Origin of the sequence: Arthrobacter sp. Bz4 (genome assembly GCF_003075455.1) — a bacterium.
In the GTDB taxonomy this organism is placed as follows: Bacteria; Actinomycetota; Actinomycetes; order Actinomycetales; family Micrococcaceae; genus Arthrobacter_D.
In genome coordinates this window covers 46,483-67,526 of sequence record NZ_QDAE01000006.1, presented here as the reverse complement: position 1 = coordinate 67,526, position 21,044 = coordinate 46,483, and the positions used below count along the sequence as shown (strand labels likewise).

Here is a 21,044-nt window from a genome sequence, read left to right as displayed (position 1 = left end):
TCTTCGGGTATTAACTGTCACCGCTCAATTTTCACTTCGGCACCTTGTAGAAAACATGGAGAATAGGTGTATGCCTGCTACGATCACTCACCCGCTGACCGGACTTCTGCTGGATGTCGACGGACCAATCGCGAGCCCCGTGTCCCGGACCGTGCGGCCGGCGATCATCAAGGACCTGATGACCCTCGCCGCCGCCGGGTGGCCGGTCATCTTCAACACGGGCCGGTCTGATTCGTTCATCCGCAGCGAGGTGATGGAGCCAATGCTGGCGGCGGGGATCCCCGAGGGTGTGGTGTTCCACGCCATCTGCGAGAAGGGGGGCGTGTGGTTCAGCTTCGACCGGTCGGGGGCGGGCAAACTGCATGTCGACCAGGCTCTGGCGCTGCCGAAGGAGTTCGGGGCAGGGATCCGCGATCTGGTGGCGGAAAAGTACTTCGGGCACATGTTTTTCGATGAGACCAAATACGCGATGGTGTCGGTGGAACAGCACATTGAGGTGGACAACACCGACTACCTGGCTGAGCAGGCCGGGTTCGACGCCGACGCGCTGGCCCTGATGCGGTCCTTCGGGATGGGGGTTTGCCGGTTGGCCCACCATGCACCGGACAGCGATGACAACATTGACTACCGGATCGACCCGACCATCATCTCCACCGACATTGAATCGGTCCGTCTCGGCAAGGACCTCGGCGCCGAACGGGCCCTGGCCCTGCTCGGCCAGATTCCGTCCCGCTGGCGGACGGTCGGGGATTCACGCACCGACTACGCGATGGCCGATTACCTCCACGAACACGGGTACGACGTCGCCCATGTTGACGTCCGGCCCGCCGATGGGGTCCCTGAGACTCCGTACCCCGTGCTCACCGAGGATCACCTGACCAACGACGACGCCGGAGCCGCCTTCCTGGCCCGCTGCGTGCGATCGTTGCAGACCGCCAGCGAGGAACCGGCACGCAGTTAGGCTGCCTTATCGAGGGCACCCTCGATCGCCGCGACAACCTCTGCCGACTCTGGCTCAACCGTCGGAGCGAATCGCGCCACCACCGAGCCCTGATCATTCACCAGGAACTTCTCGAAGTTCCACTTCACCATGCCGGGCAGGATTCCGTTCTTGAACTTGGTCAGCTCCGAGTACAGCGGGTGCTGATTCTTGCCGCGCACGTCGGCCTTCTTGGTCAGCGGGAACGTGACGTCGTAGGTGGTGGAGCAGAAGGACTGGATGTCCTCGTCGGTGCCGGGCTCCTGGCTCATGAACTGGTTGCAGGGCACTCCGACCACCACAAATCCCTGGTCCCGATACTTCTGGTACAGGTTTTCCAGCCCCCCGTACTGCGGGGTATAGCCGCACTTCGACGCAACATTCACCACCATCACCGTCTTGCCCTTGAAATCGCCGAACGACCTCTCGGTGCCATCGTTCATGGTCAGAGGGATGGAATGCAGATTCGTTGGTGACATGGTTACTCCCGGTAGGCGACTGCTTAGCATTCGTACGGTAACAGCCAGCGGATGGGCCTAGGCAATAATGAAGGAGTGGCCTCACTTAGAAACACCGGGCTAACCGCCTGGCGAACCCAGCTCCGCAAGACCTTCACCGGCAACGCGGAGGTCCCACCAGCCTGGGCAGAGAAGCTGGACGAGGGCGACGACGTCGGCTACTTCCCGCCGTCGTCAGCGGCCTGGGCGGTGCACGGGTCAATGACCCCCCTGGTCGGCGGGATCCGGGCGCTGCTGCTGCAGGCCCTGCACCCGGGTGCGATGGCGGGCGTCCACGACTTCTCCCGGTACCGCGAGGACCCACTCGGCCGTCTCGCCGGCACCATCCAGTGGATTTTCACCGTCACCTACGGCTCAGCCGAAACGGCGAAGGCCGGTTCGGCCTGGGTGCAGCGGCTCCATCAGCGGGTCACTGGTACCTACATCGACAGTAGGGGTGTCACCCAGCCCTACTCGGCGGGTTCCCCCGATCTGCTGCGCTGGGTGCATCTGGCCTTCACTGACGCTTTTCTGGCGTCACATCTGGCGTATGGGCCGCCGATTCCCGGCGGTGCCGACAACTATGTGGCTGAGTGGGCACAGGCCGGGCGACTCATGGGGGTCACCGATCCGCCGGAGTCGGCGGCTGAATTGGCAGCGCAACTGGCAGCGTTCGACGACGAGCTGGTGTGCGGCCCGCAGGTCACCGAAGCGCTCCGGTACATCAAACGTCCGCCGCTGCCGATGTCACAGCGATTCGGCTACCGGGTGTTGTTCGCAGGGGCCGTGGCCACACTCGAACCCCGCCACCGGGACCTGTTAGGGCTCCGTGTTCCGTCGCTGGGGCCCATTCCGCTGCCGGTGCGCACCGCGACGCGCCTGGTCATGTTCATCGTCCGTCTCGGCCTCGGCCCCGAGGGCCCGAGCGAGGCGGCCGCGCTCCGCCGGCTCGCCCGGCTGCGGGGCACTGACGCTGAAGCGAATCCACCCCAGCCCGGGATGTGAGGTCCCGCCAACGTCACAGCTGCCCGCCGGGACGGGATTTCGCTGCGCCTGACCTCTCATCCTCAGCGAAACGGGCTGGTGGGTGGTCGTTTGAGCCGGTCCTGCGGGAAGTGTCGCGGGACCGGGATCCGATACACGGAAAAAAGGAAAAGCGGCCCTGACAGGCGTAATACCTTGTCTGAGCCGCTTTCCAATGTGCGGAGGATGGGGGATTTGAACCCCCGAGGGCGTTAACCCAACACGCGTTCCAGGCGTGCGCCATAGGCCGCTAGGCGAATCCTCCTAGTTTGGAGCAGATACCAGAATACCCACTAGCGAACGATCTAACGAATCGCCGCCGTGTGACCTTGTCGGGCAGCTCTGGGATCACACCCGGTTCAGCGGACAATCAGCCAGCGTTCGGCCCGCCCCGCGGCACGGCGACCGACGATTCTGCCGGTTCGAATCCGGCCCCGAGATTCCTGTAGACTCGTTTCCGGCCCCTCATGTGGTGTCACCCTGTGAACTCCCCCAGGACCGGAAGGTAGCAAGGGTAAGCGGGCTCTGGCAGGTGCATGGGGGGTCTTCTCATCCCCTGATGCTGCAGGAGCACCGATGAACAGCCCCGGCGCTGGCCGCTTCGCCCCCAGCCCCTCCGGCGAGCTACATCTGGGGAACCTCCGCACCGCGATCTTCGCCTGGCTGTTTGCACGCAGCACCTCCCGGACCTTCCTGCTACGGATCGAAGACCTGGACCGGGCCCGCGCCGGAGCCGAGGCCGCGCAGCTCGCCGAGCTCACCGCCGTCGGGCTCGATTGGGATGCGGCACCGGTCCGTCAGAGTGACCGGCTCCCCCTCTACCAGGCCGCTGTCGGGTCCTTGCGGAAAGCTGACCTGCTTTACGAGTGCTACTGCACCCGCCGTGACATTGCCGAGGCCGCCACCGCCCCCCATTCGCTACCCGGGTCCTACCCGGGCACCTGCCGGACCCTGCCGGCGTCGGCTCGTAACCGCCAGCATGGCCGACCCCCTGCTCTGCGGCTGCGATCCGAGGTGACCGACTGGACGGTCCAGGATGAGTTGCACGGCAGCTACACCGGACCGGTGGATGACCTGGTCATTGTCCGCAGTGACGGTGTTCCCGCGTACAATCTTGCGGTGGTGGTCGACGACGCCGCGCAGGGAATCGACCAGGTGGTCCGCGGCGATGACCTGCTCAGCTCCGCCCCCCGGCAGGCTTATTTGGCCAGCCTGCTGGGGATCGCCCCGCCCCAGTACGCGCATGTCCCACTCGCGTTGAACCGGGAAGGGCAGCGCCTCGCCAAGCGTGACGGCGCCGTCACCCTCGAATCGCTCGCCGATAAGGGCTGGACCGCCAGCTCGGTGAGGGACCTGATCCTTCGGTCGGCGGGGCTCCCGGCGGGTACGCTGGCAGGAGCGCTCGAGGCGTTTCACCCGGCAGGAGTGCCGCGTGAAGCCTGGATAGTTGAGCCCGGCGAGCTGTCCTGATTCCGCCACCGCAATACGTCACCACCAACCGATAGGGTTCTTTTGTGAGCACAGCCCTTTACCGCCGATACCGTCCCGAAGCCTTCGCGGACGTCATTGGCCAGGAGCACGTCACCGAGCCCCTCATGGCTGCCATTGAGAAGGGCCGGGTCAACCACGCCTACCTGTTCTCCGGTCCGCGCGGTTGTGGAAAAACAACATCGGCACGCATCCTGGCGCGCTGCCTGAACTGTGCCCAGGGCCCCACCCCGGTCCCCTGCGGGGTCTGCGATAGCTGTGTTGAGCTCGCCCGCGGCGGCTCCGGCAGCCTTGACGTGATTGAAATCGACGCTGCGAGCCACGGCGGCGTCGACGACGCCCGTGATCTCCGGGAGCGCGCCACCTTCGCACCGGTCCGCGACCGGTACAAAATCTTCATCATCGATGAGGCCCATATGGTCACGTCGGCGGGCTTCAACGCCCTCCTGAAGATCGTCGAAGAACCCCCGGAACACATCAAGTTCATCTTTGCCACCACCGAACCTGACAAAGTGATCGGTACCATCCGGTCCCGCACCCACCACTACCCGTTCCGGTTGGTGCCGCCCGAGCCGCTGATGGCCTACCTTGATCTGCTCTGCCAACAGGAGGGCATCCCCGTGGCCCCAGGGGTGCTGTCCCTCGTGATCCGGGCCGGCGGCGGGTCCGTGCGTGACTCACTGTCCGTACTCGACCAGCTCATGGCCGGCGCCGGTCCGGACGGTCTCGACTATGAGCTTGCCGTGTCCCTCCTCGGTTACACGCATGCGTCCCTGCTTGACGACGTCGTCGACGCCTTCGCCGCGGGCGACGCTGGCACGGTGTTCAGCGCCGTCGACCGGGTGATCCAGACTGGGCATGACCCACGCAGGTTCGTTGAGGACCTATTGGAGCGGTTCCGCGACTTGATTATCGTGAACGCGGTTCCCGACAGTGCGGCGGCGATCCTCCGGGGCACCCCCGACGACCAGCTGAACCGGATGCGCACCCAAGCCAACCAGCTGGGCCGCGGCGAACTCTCCCGCGCCGCGGACATCACCAACACGGCTCTGACCGAGATGACCGGTGCCACGTCACCGCGTCTTCACCTTGAGCTGATCTGCGCGCGGATCCTGCTGCCCGCCGCCGATGAGACCGAGCGGGGAACCCTGGCCCGCGTTGACCGGATCGAACGCCGCCTGCAGTACGCCGGGTCCGACGCCGGGTCCGATGCCGCGCCCAGCCAACCGACAGCCCCTGCTGCCACCGCCCAGGACCACGCTCCCGCGATCCCGGCAGGCCGCTCCCAGGGCGTTGCCCCCTCGGCGGGCTCCGACCCGGATGGGAAGACGGCCAGTACTGCGACGTGGCCCGAGGAGACTGCTCCCGCAGAGAAGCCAACGACACCGTCAGTCACCCCGGCTGGCGTAGCCCCGAGCAGCCCAGCGCCGACCGCATCAGGGCCGGCCACATCAGCTCCGAACACTGAAGGTTCAACTGCAGGGCAGAATGCTGCGGGTCAGAATGCTTCAGGTCCGGCTGCGGGCCCGTCGTCGTCGGCGCCGGCCGCATCCCCGGCCGCGCCCGAGCCTGCGCGGCAGGACCCAGCATCGGCTTCTTCCTCCTCCGGGGCACCGCAGGTGGAAATGATCCGGCGTGCGTGGCCCGAGATCATGGATGAACTCGCCCGCATCAAACGCACCACGTGGCTCAACGTCAATCCGGATGCCAAGCCGCGGAGCATGAACGGGAACCAACTGGTCCTCGCCTTCGCGACCCAGGGAAACGCCATCGCCTTCCAGCGCGGCACTCACATGGACAACGTGAAACAGGCGATCCACAAAATCCTGGCCCTGAACGTCACCATCGAAGTACTCCACGACGGAGCAGCGGCAGCGGCAGCGGGTGAGCCAAACCCAAAAGTACCCACTAGTCGGCAGGCGCCGACAGAGCCTCCCAGCAGCTCGACGCCCAAATCACTTCAGCCGAGCCAGTCGCTCCCGACAACGGCGCCCTCACCTGAGGCGCCAGCCGGACCTCACCAGCCTGCAACCCCGGCAGCACCACCATCCGCAGCTACACCCGCGGAACCGGCGGCGTCCGTAACGCCCGGTGCGGCGCCCGCTACGCCCTCGGCGTCCGCCCCGTCCGCTCCCGCCACGGCGGCAGCTTCGGGAGCTTCGGCAGCTTCGGCGCCGTCACCATCCTCTGCGCCGCCCAGCTCGCCGCCACCTGCGGCCCCCTCCCGGGCCGCGGAACCGTCAGTCGGGGCCCCGCCGGCCCGCTGGAATACCGGCCCCAGCACCAGCGCAGGCCAGAGCGGTCCCGCCCCGCAGTCCCCCGTTACGCCCGCCGCCACACCCAGCCGCCCCCAGCGAAGCAGGGTGGCAACTTCGGAACCGGACGACTCGTGGGCCTCCGTGGAGCCGCCCTCCGACGAATATGATCTGGGCCCGGAAAGCAATGCCTGGCAAACAGCCCAACCCGCAGCCCCCGACGACTCTGGTCAGACCCTGTCCACCCGCCGTCCGCCGCAGACCGCCCCAGGTCAGAACTCAACACCGGCGCAGCCCGACGCGCCGGTTCGGGAAAAAGCCCAGGAACGGCCGACGGCAGACCCGGTGGGCACATCGCAGCAACAGCCCCCGCGGGCTCCTGCGGTTGACCAGCCCCCACCGGCGGTCGCCGGCCAGCCAGCCAAACCGCTCAGCAGGTATCAGCGGCTCCTTGACGAAGCGGAGCGGAAGCGGCTGGAAGAGGAAGCGGCCAATCCCCCCAAAGGCGCCGTAGACTTGACCTACGTTGAGGACGAGCCGAGCGCCGACGATGAAACCATCGAAGAGTCCGGGCTGGTTGGACGCTCAGCCATCGAACGCATCCTGAACGGCAAACTGATTGAGGAACGCGGCGTCGACAGCCCCTAGCGTTCCGTTCCAGTGAAATAGCAACCAGAAGAAGGTCCAGTGTACGAAGGCGCAGTCCAGGAGCTCATCGACGAACTGGGCAGGCTTCCGGGAGTTGGACCCAAGTCGGCCCAGCGGCTGGCCTTCTACATCCTGGAGGGCGACGGCGAGGACATCAAGCGCCTGGTCAATGCCATCGTCACGGTGAAGGAACGGGTCAAATTCTGCACGGTGTGCGGCAATGTGGCTGAGCAGGAAACCTGCGGGATCTGCCGCGATCCGCGCCGCGACCCGACAGCGATTTGTGTGGTGGAAGAGTCAAAGGACGTCATCGCCGTCGAACGGACCCGATCGTTCAGGGGGCGCTACCATGTGCTCGGCGGCGCCATCAACCCGATCGCTGGTATCGGCCCGGACCAGCTCCGGATCCGTGAGCTCCTCAGCAGACTCTCCGACGACAAGATCGAGGAGATCATCATCGCCACCGACCCGAACCTCGAAGGGGAAGCGACCGCCACTTACCTGGCCCGGATGCTCAAGACCATCGGGATCAAGGTGACACGCCTGGCCTCAGGACTGCCGGTGGGAGGCGACCTCGAATATGCCGACGAAGTGACCCTCGGCCGCGCCTTCGAAGGACGCCGCACCGTTTCCTAGCCCTGTCCCCCGGCTCGGATCAGGCGATCCGGGTCCCCTGCGCGAGCCGCCGGGCCGGGGTCACCAGCTTCCGCTGCCCGAGCCATAACAGTCCGCCGGCGAGCACCGACTGCAGCACCAGCCCGAGGGGCCAGATCGGGAACCGGTCTTCAGGGAGGTCCCGGCCGTAGCCCTGGACCTCATCGCAGCTTATGTCGTAGTCGGGTCCGGCCTGCAGGTAGCGGACACCTTCGCTGATGCTCTCCATGATACCGGGCTGCCGGTAGACATCGGCGTTAGCCGGCTCCGACATCTGGCCGACGTCGAACCCGCGACCGTAGGGCACCGCATCCGCCACAATGACAAAGGGGTTGGCTGCTAGTAACCAGGCCGTCCGTTCGGTGTGGTGCACGGTCTGGATCTGGGTCTGGGTGACGCATTCCAGCTGGTCTTCCGGCGGCGGCGTTACCGAAAAATCAGTGTCCGCCGGATAGTCCAGGTACGAGTAGGTCACCTCCGCGTTCTCCTCCTCGATCAGCGCATAGCTCAGGCCGAAAGTGATCAGGGTGCCGATACCCAGCAGGGCCACCACCATATAGGTGGTGACGATGGAGAAGAGCGGCCGGTTGGCCAACGACGAAATGCCGATCCCGATCGCCGACACGATACCCAGTTCCACACTGAGCATCAGCAGCGAGACGAAAGCCTCCGCGGGGTTCACTCCGCCGAGAGCGAGCGCCCAGAAAATGAACGGGGTACTGACCAGAAGGAAGGCGAGCGAGGCAACCCAGGAGGCGAGCCACTTGCCCCACAGGATTTGCCCAGGGGTGAGCAGGGTGATCTGCAGGATGGCGAGCGTCCCGGCCGCTCGATCTCCGTTCACGGCATTGGCTGAAAGTCCCGGCGCCACCAGAAGCCCAAAAAAGAGGACGAAGCCCACCACCAGGTCGAAAAGGATGGCCCCCGATCCGAACGTTGCAGCAGTGGTCACCGATGCCAGCAAAAACACCAGGCCGATGACAACGAACCATACGAGGAGCATGATGTACCAGGCCCGGGCACGGAGCCGCTGCCGCATTTCGAGGCCGAACACGGCTTTGACGCCGCCCCAGTACGTCAGGGCCAGGTCAGGGGACGCGCCGGTCGAGCCCGGCTGCTCTGCGATTGAAACGCTCATTGTCTGTCCGTATCGAGGCTCATGTAGGTTTCTTCGAGGGCTCCACCCGCCGGGGCGAAAGCGGTAATCGCGACGTCGGCCATGACCAGGGTGCGTAGCAGCCACGCCGCCTCGTCTGCACTGCTAACCAGCACCTGGTATTCGGCGCGGCGGGAATCGCCACGCACCTCGAACTCAACGCCATGGCTGGTGAGGGCATCCGCCAGCGGCTGCATGGGTTCCGCCTGAATGTAGTAGCGGCGGATCTGGGTGCCTGCCTCATCAAGCGTCTGATTCTTGACCGACTCACCACGATTGATGAACACCGCGCGGTCCGCGATTTCGTCGAGTTCAGACAGCACGTGGCTCGACACCACAACGGTCTTCCCCTGGTCTGCCAGAGACCGCAGGGTGGCGCGAAGTTCCACCCGGGAGCCCGGGTCCAACCCCGATGCCGGCTCGTCGAGGAGGAGAACCGCCGGGTCGTGGATCAGCGCCCGCGCCAGGCTCAGTCGCTGCTGCTGCCCCCGGGACAGCACCCGTGCTGGCTGGTCCGCGAATTCCTCGAGGCGTACGGCGGCGAGCAGCTCCGCAGCCCGTGACCGGCGTTGCCCAACCGGCATTCCATAGAGCGAGCCCATGACGGTGAGGATCTCGGTAGCGGTCAACGATTCCCACACCCCCAGGGTGTCAGGCATCCACCCCACCCGGCGTCGCACCGCCGCGGCGTCCTGCATCGGGTCTACCCCGCCAACCGTGAGCGTCCCACTGTCGGGCGCGAGGAGCGAGGCAAGGATCAGCAGCAAAGTGGTCTTGCCTGAGCCGTTAGGCCCAATCAGCGCTGTAACCTCGCCGGGCGGCGCCGCAAAGTCGATGTGCCTGATAGCCGCAACGGAGCCAAAACTCCGCGCAATCCCTCTGGCAACGATTCCCCCATACTCGTTGTTCATAAGGTGAACCCTATGCGACTTGCGTCACCTCCAGGGGATATGGACGGAACAATCGGACGCGCAATTGGCTGCCACAAAAGGCACAGGGCTAAACTTGGACCGTCAACCGAGGCGCCGTAGTCGTCGCACGGCAACACCTACCAACATTCGTCAGCGAGCGTGCGCATGAGCCTGATCGTCCAAAAATTCGGTGGTTCCTCAGTGGGGGACGCCGCCGGGATCAAACGTGTCGCGCAGCGGATCGTTCAGACGCAGCGCGCCGGCCACCAGGTGGTGGTGGTGGTATCGGCGATGGGCGACAGCACCGATGAGCTTCTCGACCTGGCCGCTCAGGTCTCGAACGACGTCGTCGCCGCCCCCCGCGAGATGGATATGCTCCTGAGCGCCGGTGAACGCATCTCCATGGCGCTCCTGGCGATGGGCATCCAGGGTCTCGGCTCCTCGGCTCAGTCATTCACCGGCAGCCAGGCCGGCATGATCACTGACGCCATCCACGGCCGTGCCCGCATCATCTCGGTGTCCCCGCATCGAATCAAGACCGTGATTGACCGCGGCGACGTCGCGATTGTCGCCGGGTTTCAGGGTATGAGCCGGGAAAGCAATGACATCACCACCCTCGGTCGTGGCGGGTCGGATACGACGGCGGTGGCGCTCGCCGCTGCGCTGAATGCTGACGTGTGCGAAATTTACACCGACGTGGACGGCATCTATACGGCTGATCCCCGGGTGGTGCCCAGCGCCCGGAAGATCGACGAGATTTCGAGTGAGGAAATGTTGGAGATGGCGGCCTCGGGCGCGAAAATCCTGCATCTGCGGAGCGTCGAGTACGCGCGACGGTTCGGGGTCCGGCTGCACGTCCGCTCCTCGTTCAGCGAGCAGGAAGGGACCTGGGTGCTACCCAGCCCCGATGACCAAATCAAAATTCAAGAGGGAGATCCCATGGAACAACCCATTATCTCGGGCGTCGCCCACGACCGTTCGGAGGCGAAGGTCACGGTGGTGGGCGTACCGGACATTCCCGGCAAGGCCGCCGAAATCTTTGGCATCGTCGCGGGGGCGCACTCCAACATCGACATGATTGTGCAGAACGTCTCCACCCACGGTTCGGGCCGCACAGACATTTCCTTCACCCTGCCGATTGTCGAGGGCTCTGAGGCGCTCGCCGCGCTGAAAAGCGCCCAGGAGCATGTGGGCTATGAAAGCGTCGACTACAACGAAAAGATCGGCAAGCTATCGCTGATCGGCGCAGGCATGAGGTCAAACCCGGGCGTGTCCTACCGGTTCTTCAAGGCGCTTTCCGACGCCGGAGTGAACATCGACATGATTTCCACCTCCGAGATCCGCATTTCGGTGGTGACGGACGCGGACCTGCTGGACCGCGCCGTCCGCGCTGTGCACGCGGCGTTTGATCTGGACGGCGAAACGGTCGCTACGGTTCACGCAGGTACCGGCCGCTAACCCTCGGTGTGAAGGGGTTTCTTGCCTGACCAGTCGGCATACTTCATCGGAGGTTCGGGTGGCGGGGCCGGCGGGTGCTCCTTACGCACGGCGTAGTGGTGGCCCTCCGAATCTTCCTCCACCTCGAACCCGGCGAGGTCCGCCTCGGAGGCCTGCTCGAACTCGTCATGCCGGTGAACCACCGGGAGGGTGGGATCGCCCCGCTCGGCCGGACCCAGGAACACTTTGGCCGGGTTCTTCAGCCATTTTCGAGGGGAATTCCTGCTGGACTCGCTCATTCGAACCGCCTTCTTTCCTCGCGATACGCCGTTGGCCAATTTTACCGCCAAAGCACCGAAAAGGCGCCCACATTCCCGGGGCCTTCCTTCCGTTCCTGAGCCGTGTCCAGCACAATCGAGACACAGCCCACCGGACCGACCCTAAGGAACCCGCGATGCGGAACTCGGCAGCAGCAATCTGGCAAACGGTGCACGCCGAACGACGGCATCTGGCCGCAGATTTGTCCGATCTGAGCGAATCACAGTGGACAGTTCCATCGCTCTGCCCGGGCTGGACAATCCACGATGTCCTCGCCCACCTGGTGGACACCGCCCGGACCAGCAGGGTCTCCTTTATCCGCGACCTGTTAGCGGCGCGAATGAATTTTGACCGCGCGAACGAGGTTGGTGTGGCTCGCACCCGGCGGGATGACCCGCGGGATACGCTCGCCGCGTTCATGGACACGGCGCATCTGACTCGGACGCCTCCGGCCAACCCCGCAACCCGATTGGTCGAGGCAATCGTGCACGGCGAAGATATTCGCCGCCCCCTGGGTCTTACTGGGAGCTACCCACACCGAGCGGTGATTCAGGCCCTCGCCTACCAGCTACAAACCCGTGTCTCCTACGGGGGCGGTCGTGAGCGGGCCGCTGGGCTGCGGCTGATTGATCGCGGGACCGGAACATCGTGGGGGTTGGGCGACGACGTCGAAGGGGATCCCCTCGATCTGTTGGTGGCGGTCTCCGGAAGGCCGGTCGGCCCGGAGACCCTGGCCGGCCGCGGCGCGCACCGCCTGACCGGCGCCGCGTAGCCCTAACTTTTCGGCACGATGTAGGTGCTGCCGTCGGGCCGCTTCACGGTCTCCCACTGTGACGCGTCTGCTTCGCGCTCCTTCAGGGACGCCTGACTCTCACTGGTCATCGGGTGGTCCAGGGAACTGCTTTGCGCCGGCCCGAACACCGCTCGCGCACGTCCGGTCGCCTTCATGAACCGGTGCACAAAACTGGGCTTGCTAGCCATGCTGTTCCTTCCGCGGGTCCTGCTTGACCGAGTGTCTTCTCTCATTATCCTCCTGCGCTGAGAGGCCCCACGCTTCGACCGGAGTACGGGCCCGGTGAGACACTTGTTGGGTGAGTAGTTCAACAATCAATGCGCCGACGCCGGCCCGCCCGGGCACCCTCACGGTGCTCCAGCGGGACGAGTGGATTGCCGCAGCCGAAACTCATCGGGCGAGAGTGGAACCGTTCGCGCAGCCCTACCTGAACCGTCGCGCGGCTGGGAAAAAGCATCCGGTCGAGGATTTCCTGTTCACCTACTACACCCAGAAACCAGGCCCACTGGCGCGGTGGCACCCGGGCGCCGGCGTCGTGCTCGTCGGTCCCGAGGCCGCCGAGCGGGCAAACTGGAAACACTATCGGCTGCTCACCGGAGCAGAGCGCTCGGTGCTGGCGCTGGCCGGCGAGGACGTCGCCGTCACCGCGGACGTCGACGGCTTTCGACAGGACCGGGCGGAAGCACTGGATTTCGCAGCCATCATTGTTCGCCGCACGCAAGCCCGGCGGGCGCAACTCGGCTGTTTCGGGTTGCATGAGTGGGCCATGGCGTACCGGTCCCAGGTCAACGGCGTGCGGCATGAGTATCTTGAACTCCGGCTCGGGGCTGAAGGAACCGATCAGTTGGTGGAGGACAGCCGGATCAGCTGCACCCACTTTGACGCGTTCCGCTTCTATACGCCGCAGGCTGCGCCGCTGAACACGCTGCAGCCCACCAGGGAAACACAACGCGACCTTGAACAGCCGGGTTGCCTGCACGCCAACATGGACCTCTACAAGTGGGCCTACAAGCTCAGCCCCTTACTGCCGAGCGATCTGGTGATGGACTGTTTTGAGCTTGCCTGGCGGATCCGCGCAATGGATATGCAGGCTTCGCCCTATGACCTCAGCGCGTGGGGCTACCCGCCGATCCGCATTGAAACGCCTGAGGGCCGCGCCGAATATGCCCGCCTGCAGCGTGGGTTCTCCGAGGAGTCGCAGCAGCTTCGGCAACGATTGGGTACCGCTTTGGGGAAACTGGAACCCGCGGGCACCGAGCAGGCGTTGGATCAGTGAACCCCCGGCGCCCAGCAGAAACGTCCTATCACGGCAAGTGAAGGAGCCCCCATGATCCGCGAACACCAACCCCGACACCAGCTGTCGCGGGTGAATCTTCTCCTCGGTGCAGGCGTACTGCTCCTGGCTCTTGCGGGATGCGGTGCCGAAAGCAGCGGCCCGGCGACTGGGTCCACCAGCACCGCACCGACCCCAGACGCTACGACGGGCACGCCCGAAGCGTCAGCATCCCCCGGAGACGAGGCCACCGCCGATTCCCAGCTCACAGTGATCGTGTCAGCCGGCGACGACGTCGAACCGGTCACCTACGAGTTGGCCTGTGCCGCCGGAGCCCCGGTCGGCGAGTCGGCGTTACCGGATCCAGCGGCGGCCTGCGCGGTGCTGGCGGCGCACGGCGACCTGATCAAGACGGAGCCGGACCCCGACGCCATGTGCACGATGCAGTACGGAGGACCGGAAATCGCCGTCGTGACCGGCACCCTCGACGGCGAACAGATCGACGCGTCCTTCTCCCGTGAGAACGGTTGTGAGATCGACAGGTGGAGCCTGTTCGAACCGCTGCTCGGGACCCCTGGCGGCACCGGCGCCCTGTGACCACCGCCGGCGTTTCGTAAGCTGCGCAGATAAAATCACAGCTGGTAGGCGATCCCCGTTAGACTGGTAGGGCAAGCTCGCGGAGCGCTGGATTCACCACATTCCTCAGCGTGAGACGGCACCTCCGAAGCCACTGCATTTAACGCACCTTGAGCCCAGGAGTTACCGGATGCCCCGGATAGTTGTCGACGTCATGCCCAAACCCGAGATCCTTGACCCACAGGGCAAAGCCATTGCCGGCGCACTGCCCCGGCTGGGCTTTACCGGGTTCTCAGGGGTCCGCCAGGGAAAGCGCTTTGAACTCACTGTCGACGGCGAGGTGACCGAAGAGTTGCTGGAACAGGCGCGGACCGCGGCCGCCACCTTGCTGTCCAACCCGGTCATCGAGGATGTCACCCGCGTTGAGGTGCTCCCCGAGGGATCCGCCGAGGGCGAGCAGTGACCCTGGAAGCCGACACCCTCAACTCGACGCTCGACTCAGTCCGGGTCGGCATAGTCACCTTCCCCGGCTCCCTTGACGACCGCGACGCTGCGCGGGCGGTTCGCCTCGCCGGCGGCACCGCAGTCCCGCTGTGGCACGGTGACCACGACCTGCAAAGCGTTGACGCGGTCGTCGTTCCGGGCGGTTTCTCTTACGGCGACTACCTGCGCGCCGGTGCCATCTCCCGGTTCGCTCCGCTGATGGAACAGATCACCGCCGCAGCATCGGGTGGCGAGAACGCGCTGCCGGTGCTGGGAATCTGCAACGGCTTCCAGGTCCTGACCGAGGCCCACCTGTTGCCCGGGTCGATGATCAAGAACAACCACCTCCATTTCCTGTGCCAGGACCAACGGTTGCGGGTGGAGAATGCTGACACCGCGTGGACCGCTTCCTACGCTGCGGGCGACGAGATCGTGGTTCCGTTGAAGAATCAGGACGGACAGTTCGTTGCTGACGAACGCACCCTCGACGAGCTGGAGGGTGAGGGTCGGGTCGTCTTCCGCTACGTCGGCGGCAACCCCAACGGGTCCCGCCGGGACATTGCCGGCATCTCCAACGCTGCCGGGAATGTTGTGGGCCTGATGCCACACCCTGAACACGCAGTCGAAGCCGGGTTTGGCCCCGATTCGTCGGCCGTCGGACAGGTCGGTGTCCGCGGTGGCACCGACGGACTGGGAATATTCACCTCTGTACTGAAGAAACTGGTTAAGTAAGTGACCCTCAATAGCTCCGCCGCGCCCGCCGAGGCCCGCAAGTTCAACATCGACACCGTGGCCCACGCCCTAGAGACTCCCGACGTCGAACTCCCCTGGGCCGCGCTCGGCCTGAAAGAAAACGAATTCGACCGGGTAGTCGAAATCCTCGGCCGCCGCCCCACCGCCGCCGAGCTGGCCATGTACTCGGTGATGTGGAGTGAACACTGCTCCTACAAGTCCTCGAAGGTGCACCTGGCGCAGTTTGGGGACAAGGTCACCGACGCCATGAAGGAACACCTCCTGGTGGGCATCGGCGAGAACGCCGGCGTCGTCGACATCGGCGATGGCTGGGCTGTCACCTTCAAGGTCGAGTCCCACAACCACCCCTCCTTCGTCGAGCCCTACCAGGGCGCAGCGACCGGCGTCGGCGGTATTGTGCGTGACATCATTTCGATGGGCGCACGCCCGGTCGCGATCATGGACCCGCTGCGGTTCGGTGCGATCGACCACCCGGACACCCCCCGCCTGGTGCACGGCATTGTGTCCGGCATCGGCGGGTACGGCAACTCCCTCGGCCTGCCCAACATCGGCGGCGAAGTGGTATTCGACTCGGTCTACCAGGGCAATCCGCTGGTCAACGCACTCGCCGTCGGCGTCCTGCGGCACGAGGACATCCGTCTGGCCAACGCTTCGGGCGTGGGCAACAAGGTGGTCCTGTTTGGTGCCCGCACCGGCGGCGACGGCATCGGCGGCGCCTCGGTGCTGGCCTCCGAGTCCTTCGACGCTGACAAGCCCTCCAAGCGCCCCGCCGTGCAGGTGGGAGACCCGTTCGCCGAGAAGGTCCTCATCGAGTGCTGCCTTGAGCTGTTCAAGGCTTCGGTGGTGGAAGGCATCCAGGACCTTGGCGCCGCCGGGATCTCCTGCGCCACCTCCGAACTGGCCTCCAACGGCGACGGCGGCATGCACGTCGAGCTGACCGATGTGCTGTTGCGCGATCCTTCCCTGACACCGGGCGAGATCCTGATGTCCGAGTCGCAGGAACGCATGATGGCCGTGGTCACCCCGGCCAACGCCGCGGCGTTCGAGGCCATCATGGACAAGTGGAACGTTGAGTACTCGTGGCTCGGTGAGGTCACCGACACCGGCCGGCTCATCATTGAATGGGACGGCGAAAAGATTGTCGACGTCGACCCGCGGACCGTCGCCCACGACGGCCCCGTCTACCACCGGCCCTTCCACCGCCCCACCTGGCTCGACGCGCTACAGCAGAACACGTTCGACGGCGACCGGCCAGCTGACGGCGGCACCCTGCGCGCCGCAGTGCTGGAGTTGATGGCTTCGCCGAACATGTGTTCCAAGGACTGGATCACCAACCAGTACGACAGGTTTGTGCAGGGCAACACAGCCCTCGCCATGCCCGACGACGCGGGCGTGGTCCGGGTGGACGAAGAGAGCGGCCTCGGCGTCGCCATCTCCACCGACGCAAACGGCCGCTACTCCTACCTCAACCCCTACGAGGGTGCCCGCCTGGCCCTCGCCGAGGCTTACCGGAACGTCGCCACCACCGGCGCCAAGCCGCTGGCGGTCACCGATTGCCTGAACTTCGGCTCCCCTGAGGACCCCGAGGTGATGTGGCAGTTCGCCGAAACCGTGCGCGGCCTCGCCGATGCCTGCCAGGAGCTCGGCGTCCCGGTCACCGGCGGCAACGTGTCCCTCTACAACCAGACCGGCGGCGTCCCGATTCACCCGACCCCGGTGGTCGGCGTTCTCGGCGTGTTTGACGACGTCGCCCGCCGCACCCCCTCGGGCTGGCGCGACGACGGGCAGGCCATCTACCTGCTCGGCACCACCCGGGACGAGCTGGACGGCTCGGAGTGGGCGAATCTTCGCGGCCATCTGGGCGGGCAACCTCCGGTCGCCGACCTGACGGCCGAGAAGACCCTCGCCGCCATCCTGATCAACGCTTCCCGTGACGGCATGATCGACGCCGCCCATGATCTCTCCGAGGGCGGTCTCGCCGCAGCGCTGTCAGAGGCGGCATTGCGCTTCGGGGTGGGCGCACGGATCGGAATCGACGAGCTCTGCGAGCGCGACGGCATTGACCCGTTCACTGCGCTGTTCTCCGAGTCCCAGGGCCGCGCCGTCGTCAGCGTGGCCCGCTCCGAAGAGGTGCGGTTCAACGACATGTGCACGGCACGCAACTACCCGCACCTGCGGATTGGTGTGGTCGACGCGGAGAACGGAGCCCTCGACGTGCAGGGCCACTTCACCCTGCCACTCGACGAACTGCGGACCGCCCACGAGGCCACCCTGCCGAACCACTTCGCCTGACCGTCCACCGCGCCCGATCCCGGCAGTCGCCCCACAAAACGGCGAACGCCCCCGATATTTCAGGGGCGTCCGCCGATATCTGGGGCGTTTGCAGGGATCGGGGGCGCTAGCGGATTCGGGGCGCTAGCGGATTTGGACGCCAGCGATTCGGGGGCCCGGAAGCTAGCTGGCCAGCCGCTGCGCGGTGGAAAGGTACCGGCGGGTAACGAACTCCTGAGATAACCGGGCGACCGGTGCGCCCAGTTTGAAAAACCAGTTGGCGTGCTGGCTGAAGGCGAACACCTCGAAGTAGACGGCACCGTCCGGATCGAGGATAGCCATAAACGCTTCCTCACCCCGTTCCGGGTGGCCCGGCAGCGTACCGTACCCAAAACCGGCACGCTGGGCCCCGCCGTCGTCCTCGACCGGTTCCTCGGTCCACACCACCCGGCACGGTGCTGGCAGCCGCAGCGGGCCGACGCCGAAGGTGGGAACCACGTCCCGGCCAACCGCAGCCCGTCCCTGGCCCGGCGGAACCCTCAACCCGGCGCCCCGATGCAGCTGCCAGGACAGAATCCCATCAGCGAGCCGGGCGTAGGCCGCATACCCGGTTCCGACCCGGACCCGCCGGTCCACCACCCGGTACCCGGGCGGGGATTCGTTCCGCTGGCTCAGCCCGAGCGGCTCATACGTGAAATCAGGTTTTACCATCTGCTGCCAATCTGCTCCAGCCGAGCGTTTCGCGATCCCGTGCCGGCAAGGAGGCCACCACCAGATCGTAGGAATCCTCAATCATGTCGCGGATCATCGCATCCGGAAGGTTCCCGGTGCATGAAACCCCGTTCCAGTGGGTCTTATTGAGGTGGTAGGCCCCAACAATCTCCGGGTGCGCGGCCCTCAGCTGTTCGGCAAGCTGCGGCTCGCATTTCAGGCTGACCGACAAGTTGGGAGCGGAGAGGTCGGACAAGGCAAACATCTTTGCAGCACCGCCCGCCGCCCTCACTTTGAACACCGACGCTGCGGGCCCGAAGGGAAAGTCCTCGAAGGCACCCGGCAGTGCCAGGCAAAACTCCCGCAGAACAACTGGATCCATGGGCCGAGCTTACTGCCAAAGGATGGCAGGATAGGAGAAAACCAACCGCAGGAGCGCACCATGGGCGAGGCAAAACGCCAGGCTGATAAGGCAGTGGACACGGCCGAGGACGTATCGGATTCCAAGGCCTTCGAGATCGCGGCACGCGCCGGCTACATCGCTGCCGGCCTGTTGCACCTTCTGATCGGCGTCATTGCCCTCCGGGTGGCCCTGGGAGGATCCGGCAGTGCCGACCAAAGCGGTGCGATCAGCGCGCTCGGCGACGGCCCCGGCGGCGCCATGCTCCTCTGGGCTTGCGCCATCGGATCGATTGCGCTTGCCCTCTTTATGCTCAGCGAAGTCTTCTTCGGGGCCCGCGGCATGAAGGACTCCGACAAGCTCAAATTCCGCGCGAAGAACGGCGCCAAGGCGATCACCTACGGTGTCATCGGCGGAACGTTCGCCACCTATGCGTCGGGCGGCAGCAGCGACAGCAGCGAAAGCACCCAGAATCTGAGCGCCTCCCTCATGTCCAACCCGGCGGGTTCGGTCCTGCTGATGGCGGTCGGGGCGGGTGTGATGGTGGTTGGCGGGTACTTCGTCTACAGCGGGGCCACCAGACACTTCACCAAGAACCTGTCCGGGTTGCCCGGCCACGGCGCCAGGACCGCGGTCATCCGGCTCGGCATGGTCGGTTACATCGCCAAGGGAGTGGCGCTGCTGGTGTTGGGCCTGCTGTTCATCGTGGCAACGGTCAAGAACAACCCGGAAGAATCCACCGGCCTGGACGGGGCCTTGAAGTCCCTGCAGGATCAGCCGTACGGCGCCTGGATTCTGGGGGTCGTCGCCGTTGGTCTGATCGCCTACGGTGTGTTCATGGTGATCCGGTCCCGCTACCAGAAGATGTAGTCTGCCGCCGTCGTCAGCGGGCGAGGCGTGGCGCTTCGATGGCCGGGCAGGTGTTCATGACGACGTCGAGCCCCGCCGCCCGCGCGCGGTCAGCGGCCGCCTCGTCGATGACCCCTAGCTGGAGCCAGACCGCTTTCGCGCCCACCTCGATGGCCTGATCCACCACCGCTCCCACCTTTGAGGAGTTCACAAAGCAGTCGACGACGTCGATGGTCCCGGGGATATCCGCCAGTCGCCGATAGCCGGTGCGCCCATGGACGTCGTCGCCCTTGAGACTGACGGGGATCACCTCCATCCCCAGGTGGTCGATCAGGAACCGTGAGACTCCGAGCGCCGCGCGCCGGGGGTTGTTGGAGAGTCCGACCACCGCCCAGCGGGCGGGAGTTGTGAGGAGCGTGCGGATCACTTCAGGATCGTTGCTGTGTGCCATGGTGGTGTGCCCTTTCGCTGTAATCGGTCGGATTGTTACGCCAACACTTGCGGAGAACCCGTGCACAGGAGTTTAGTAGTGCTTGACCATCCCGAGCGGCTGAGAGACCTGGATCGATGAAGCCGCAGCAACCCTGGCCATCCGGCTGACCATCTGCAGCACGTAAGTGCAGCGGCCAACCGGTGACAGTAGGGTGCTACCGCCAGGACCGATGGAGTTAATCCTATGACCGTTCTGGCATCACCACAGTCAACCACTGCGCCCACCAAACAGGCACTCAACGTCACCTTCGCCGGCCTCGGCCGAAGCTTCGGTGCCGCCTCCGATCGGCGGACCGTCCTGCGGGACATCAACTTCGAAGTGCACGCCGGCGAGGTCCTCGCCATCCTCGGCCCGAGCGGCTGCGGCAAATCCACCCTGTTGCGGGCTGCCGCCGGGTTGGACTCCCTCAACGCCGGGTCCGTCCTGATTGACGGCACCGAGGTACACGGCATCGACGAACGATGCGCCGTCGCCTTTCAGGAACCCCGGCTGCTGCCCTGGCACACCCTGCAGGCCAACGTCGCCATTGGTCTGCCCAAGGCGTCGAGTGCCAGCGTGGGTAAAGCCAAAGTAGCCGAGCTGCTGCAACTGGTCGAGCTTGCTTCGTTCGCCAAGCACCGTCCGCGGGAAGTCTCCGGCGGAATGGCACAGCGAGCCTCATTGGCACGTGCCCTGGCCCGCAACCCCGGCGTACTCCTCCTCGACGAGCCGTTCGGCGCCCTTGATGCTCTCACCCGGATCAAGATGCAGGATCTCCTGCTCGACATCCACCGAGCCCAACCCACCACCGTGCTACTGGTCACTCACGACGTCGACGAGGCGCTGCAACTGGCAGACCGCATCATCGTCCTGGGCACCGACGGCAACCTGCCGGGCGCCACCATCACCGAGGTTCTCACCGTCCCCGGCGACCGCCCCCGCGACCGCAACGCGGCCGACCTCGGCCGAATGCGCAGCTCCTTGCTCGCCTCCCTGGGAGTCACCGGCCACTAGGCCGCACCTTCCCCTGCCCTCCGGGTTTCTCTTTTCACCCACCCCTGCACGGCCTGCGCGCTGTGTCACACCGTACCCACCCT

22 protein-coding genes, 1 tRNA gene and 1 other RNA gene are annotated in these 21,044 nt (G+C 65.5%); 15 read left to right on the top strand and 9 right to left on the bottom strand.

Annotated features, from left to right (window positions below):
• Nucleotides 1-70: 70 nt before the first annotated feature.
• On the top strand, nt 71-961 hold the full coding sequence (locus tag DDA93_RS06930) for a hypothetical protein (RefSeq protein WP_024476223.1): 891 nt from the start codon (nt 71-73) through the stop codon (nt 959-961).
• Here DDA93_RS06930 and DDA93_RS06925 read toward each other — a convergent pair.
• Nucleotides 958-1,458: a glutathione peroxidase gene (locus DDA93_RS06925; RefSeq protein WP_019482289.1), complete on the bottom strand. Its 501-nt coding sequence runs from the start codon at nt 1,456-1,458 to the stop codon at nt 958-960. The two genes, DDA93_RS06930 and DDA93_RS06925, sit on opposite strands and share 4 nt — an antisense overlap.
• A 75-nt stretch (nt 1,459-1,533) precedes the next feature.
• Here DDA93_RS06925 and DDA93_RS06920 point away from each other — a divergent pair, with 75 nt between their 5' ends.
• Nucleotides 1,534-2,481, top strand: coding sequence for an oxygenase MpaB family protein (locus DDA93_RS06920; RefSeq protein ID WP_019482288.1), 948 nt, complete (start codon nt 1,534-1,536; stop codon nt 2,479-2,481).
• A 198-nt stretch (nt 2,482-2,679) separates the two neighbouring features.
• Here the strand turns inward: DDA93_RS06920 and DDA93_RS06915 are convergent.
• Nucleotides 2,680-2,764: transfer RNA gene (locus tag DDA93_RS06915), tRNA-Ser, on the bottom strand.
• 191 nt (nt 2,765-2,955) lie between these two features.
• Between DDA93_RS06915 and ffs the strand changes: the two genes are divergently transcribed.
• From ffs to recR, 4 genes are all read left to right on the top strand, one after another.
• Nucleotides 2,956-3,051: signal recognition particle sRNA small type (ffs, locus tag DDA93_RS06910), an RNA gene on the top strand.
• A gap of 24 nt (nt 3,052-3,075) precedes the next feature.
• On the top strand, nt 3,076-3,969 hold the full coding sequence (gene gluQRS / locus DDA93_RS06905) for a tRNA glutamyl-Q(34) synthetase GluQRS (protein WP_116778367.1): 894 nt from the start codon (nt 3,076-3,078) through the stop codon (nt 3,967-3,969).
• 44 nt (nt 3,970-4,013) lie between these two features.
• Entirely contained in the window at nt 4,014-6,890 is a 2,877-nt protein-coding gene (locus tag DDA93_RS06900; protein WP_116778366.1) for a DNA polymerase III subunit gamma and tau, read from the top strand.
• A 39-nt stretch (nt 6,891-6,929) separates the two neighbouring features.
• On the top strand, nt 6,930-7,526 hold the full coding sequence (gene recR, locus DDA93_RS06895) for a recombination mediator RecR (RefSeq protein WP_019483259.1): 597 nt from the start codon (nt 6,930-6,932) through the stop codon (nt 7,524-7,526).
• A 19-nt stretch (nt 7,527-7,545) separates the two neighbouring features.
• Here recR and DDA93_RS06890 read toward each other — a convergent pair whose 3' ends face one another.
• Complete coding sequence (locus DDA93_RS06890) at nt 7,546-8,682, bottom strand: ABC transporter permease (protein WP_116778365.1); 1,137 nt, start codon at nt 8,680-8,682, stop codon at nt 7,546-7,548.
• Complete coding sequence (locus tag DDA93_RS06885; RefSeq protein ID WP_116778364.1) at nt 8,679-9,611, bottom strand: ABC transporter ATP-binding protein; 933 nt, start codon at nt 9,609-9,611, stop codon at nt 8,679-8,681. The genes DDA93_RS06890 and DDA93_RS06885 overlap by 4 nt, the downstream gene beginning before the upstream one ends.
• A gap of 165 nt (nt 9,612-9,776) precedes the next feature.
• Here DDA93_RS06885 and DDA93_RS06880 point away from each other — a divergent pair, with 165 nt between their 5' ends.
• Nucleotides 9,777-11,069: an aspartate kinase gene (locus DDA93_RS06880; RefSeq protein ID WP_019483262.1), complete on the top strand. Its 1,293-nt coding sequence runs from the start codon at nt 9,777-9,779 to the stop codon at nt 11,067-11,069.
• Here the strand turns inward: DDA93_RS06880 and DDA93_RS06875 are convergent.
• Nucleotides 11,066-11,347: a hypothetical protein gene (locus DDA93_RS06875; RefSeq protein ID WP_024476230.1), complete on the bottom strand. Its 282-nt coding sequence runs from the start codon at nt 11,345-11,347 to the stop codon at nt 11,066-11,068. The two genes, DDA93_RS06880 and DDA93_RS06875, sit on opposite strands and share 4 nt — an antisense overlap.
• A gap of 155 nt (nt 11,348-11,502) precedes the next feature.
• Here DDA93_RS06875 and DDA93_RS06870 point away from each other — a divergent pair, with 155 nt between their 5' ends.
• A complete protein-coding gene (locus DDA93_RS06870; protein ID WP_019483264.1) occupies nt 11,503-12,138 on the top strand; it encodes a maleylpyruvate isomerase family mycothiol-dependent enzyme in 636 nt (211 codons plus the stop codon).
• A 2-nt stretch (nt 12,139-12,140) separates the two neighbouring features.
• On the opposite strand, the gene DDA93_RS06865 is transcribed toward DDA93_RS06870, so the two are convergent.
• A complete protein-coding gene (locus DDA93_RS06865) occupies nt 12,141-12,347 on the bottom strand; it encodes a hypothetical protein (protein WP_019483265.1) in 207 nt (68 codons plus the stop codon).
• Nucleotides 12,348-12,457: 110 nt separating this feature from the next.
• Between DDA93_RS06865 and DDA93_RS06860 the strand changes: the two genes are divergently transcribed.
• The 5 genes from DDA93_RS06860 to purL all read left to right on the top strand — a co-directional run bounded on the left by DDA93_RS06860 (nt 12,458) and on the right by purL (nt 17,536).
• Nucleotides 12,458-13,435 carry a hypothetical protein gene (locus DDA93_RS06860; protein WP_051317635.1) on the top strand — a complete coding sequence of 326 codons (978 nt, stop codon included), beginning with the start codon at nt 12,458-12,460 and terminating at the stop codon, nt 13,433-13,435.
• Between the two features lie 51 nt (nt 13,436-13,486).
• Complete coding sequence (locus DDA93_RS06855; protein WP_024476232.1) at nt 13,487-14,029, top strand: SSI family serine proteinase inhibitor; 543 nt, start codon at nt 13,487-13,489, stop codon at nt 14,027-14,029.
• Nucleotides 14,030-14,198: 169 nt separating this feature from the next.
• A complete protein-coding gene (gene purS / locus DDA93_RS06850) occupies nt 14,199-14,471 on the top strand; it encodes a phosphoribosylformylglycinamidine synthase subunit PurS (RefSeq protein WP_019483268.1) in 273 nt (90 codons plus the stop codon).
• On the top strand, nt 14,468-15,223 hold the full coding sequence (gene purQ, locus DDA93_RS06845) for a phosphoribosylformylglycinamidine synthase subunit PurQ (RefSeq protein WP_019483269.1): 756 nt from the start codon (nt 14,468-14,470) through the stop codon (nt 15,221-15,223). The genes purS and purQ overlap by 4 nt, the downstream gene beginning before the upstream one ends.
• Nucleotides 15,224-17,536, top strand: coding sequence for a phosphoribosylformylglycinamidine synthase subunit PurL (gene purL, locus DDA93_RS06840; RefSeq protein ID WP_019483270.1), 2,313 nt, complete (start codon nt 15,224-15,226; stop codon nt 17,534-17,536).
• A 162-nt stretch (nt 17,537-17,698) separates the two neighbouring features.
• On the opposite strand, the gene DDA93_RS06835 is transcribed toward purL, so the two are convergent.
• Nucleotides 17,699-18,226, bottom strand: coding sequence for a DUF1990 domain-containing protein (locus DDA93_RS06835; RefSeq protein WP_116778362.1), 528 nt, complete (start codon nt 18,224-18,226; stop codon nt 17,699-17,701).
• Nucleotides 18,213-18,608 carry an MmcQ/YjbR family DNA-binding protein gene (locus DDA93_RS06830; protein ID WP_024476234.1) on the bottom strand — a complete coding sequence of 132 codons (396 nt, stop codon included), beginning with the start codon at nt 18,606-18,608 and terminating at the stop codon, nt 18,213-18,215. Before DDA93_RS06830 ends, DDA93_RS06835 begins: the two co-directional genes overlap by 14 nt.
• 60 nt (nt 18,609-18,668) lie before the next feature.
• Between DDA93_RS06830 and DDA93_RS06825 the strand changes: the two genes are divergently transcribed.
• Nucleotides 18,669-19,496 carry a DUF1206 domain-containing protein gene (locus DDA93_RS06825; protein ID WP_024476235.1) on the top strand — a complete coding sequence of 276 codons (828 nt, stop codon included), beginning with the start codon at nt 18,669-18,671 and terminating at the stop codon, nt 19,494-19,496.
• 13 nt (nt 19,497-19,509) lie between these two features.
• On the opposite strand, the gene DDA93_RS06820 is transcribed toward DDA93_RS06825, so the two are convergent.
• Entirely contained in the window at nt 19,510-19,926 is a 417-nt protein-coding gene (locus DDA93_RS06820; protein ID WP_019483274.1) for a CoA-binding protein, read from the bottom strand.
• Between the two features lie 225 nt (nt 19,927-20,151).
• Here DDA93_RS06820 and DDA93_RS06815 point away from each other — a divergent pair, with 225 nt between their 5' ends.
• Nucleotides 20,152-20,961 (top strand): ABC transporter ATP-binding protein, encoded by an 810-nt coding sequence (locus tag DDA93_RS06815; protein ID WP_116778361.1) that lies wholly within the window; start codon nt 20,152-20,154, stop codon nt 20,959-20,961.
• Nucleotides 20,962-21,044 lie beyond the last annotated feature (83 nt).